The 1,143-nt window shown below is 46.6% G+C and carries 2 protein-coding genes and 1 pseudogene; 1 reads left to right on the top strand and 2 read right to left on the bottom strand.

All coding sequences use genetic code 11. The annotated features are described in order from the left end of the window. Nucleotides 1-45 precede the first annotated feature (45 nt). The gene (locus AX755_RS21615) at nucleotides 46-330 is read right to left on the bottom strand and encodes a hypothetical protein (protein WP_224085284.1); all 285 of its coding nucleotides are present in this window, start codon (nucleotides 328-330) and stop codon (nucleotides 46-48) included. 490 nt (nucleotides 331-820) lie between these two features. Here AX755_RS21615 and AX755_RS21610 point away from each other — a divergent pair. Next, a pseudogene (locus AX755_RS21610) lies at nucleotides 821-1,060 on the top strand (STM2901 family protein); the annotation flags it as partial. Between the two features lie 15 nt (nucleotides 1,061-1,075). Here AX755_RS21610 and AX755_RS24970 read toward each other — a convergent pair. Then, a partial coding sequence (locus tag AX755_RS24970) for an IS1 family transposase (RefSeq protein WP_004209611.1) occupies nucleotides 1,076-1,143 on the bottom strand: 68 nt, incomplete at its 5' end.

Here is a 1,143-nt window from a genome sequence, read left to right as displayed (position 1 = left end):
TCTGATTTGTTAGCGCAACCAGTAGATCACACTTCATCGTGCTTTTCATTTTTCTGGGGAACCCTCAGCCCACAGGGAGAGGGAGAAAACCACCTCAACCCAGCAACGCGATTCCAGCCTCCGTCCCTGTAAGTGCTCAGGGATAGGCTCCAGCAGCATTGGGCGGAGCAGGGCAAAAGTCGAAGCAAGACGACCGCAGAGGGCTATTTTTCTCGCGGGATTGGTCTCTTCCACCAGCGCTTCGCAATAGCGTTGGCAATTGTCGGCAAGATCGATGAAGTCGGTGTTGCAGTCGAAAGGGGTCGTGAAAAGTGCGTTACTGGTGGTCATATGACAGTTTCCATTAAGTGATTAAGACACTGCCAGAGAAATGCCAATTTCCCGGGTGGCAGGACTGAACGGAGTTGGCATTACCGGCCTTAATGGACACCGGCGCGTCTTGCGACGCCCCCGCCCAGCCCACCATTGGAATGTAGCCAGACGCACGGCGCAACAAGAGCTTACGCCGCCATTAAGTTTAACCGGGATGCCAATCCCGACGCCAGATTTTGCTGGCGTGGGAGGAACATACGCCCGAAAAGCCGTTAGAAAAAGTGGGGATGAAGGGATAAGTTACATTCTGCGAGGCTGCTTCAGAAAAAATGGAAAATGAGGAATGCGTTCAAGCCAAAAATGTTTCACCTGATGAGCAAATATTTTCCGCCGCACATAAATCTGCCGGTTTATAAAATTAGGAATTTATAAAGGTCTATTTTATCAACATTGCGGTCAAAGTGGCGTATGGTATTTATTCTTAATAAGAATGGCTATGAAGGTGTGTATGGATACCGTCGAGGCGCTTAATGGAACCTACTTCTATAAAGGAATTTGCAACATATCGGCTGGTGAACTGTTTTTCTGGATTTTGTTAGATAAAATTGAAGAGCAGTTTGGCGGCATAGAGGATGCACTAACAATGAGTTGTATCATTTTAGGATTGCCGATACTAAAGACCAGAAATAAGCCCTACGGAACAACAGCAGGAACATCTATAGCATCAAAATATTTACGTCAATATCTCGGTAATGACTCCAACTTACTGATAGTGTTTTATGTTCAGATAATGCCCGATGACTTTGTCATGCAGCTCCACCGATTTTGAGA

Origin of the sequence: Enterobacter sp. SENG-6 (assembly GCF_001605945.1) — a bacterium.
GTDB classification, from domain to species: domain Bacteria; phylum Pseudomonadota; class Gammaproteobacteria; order Enterobacterales; family Enterobacteriaceae; genus Enterobacter; species Enterobacter cloacae.
The sequence above is the reverse complement of the archived record's forward strand: the minus strand, read 5'-3'. Positions and strand labels throughout refer to the sequence as shown.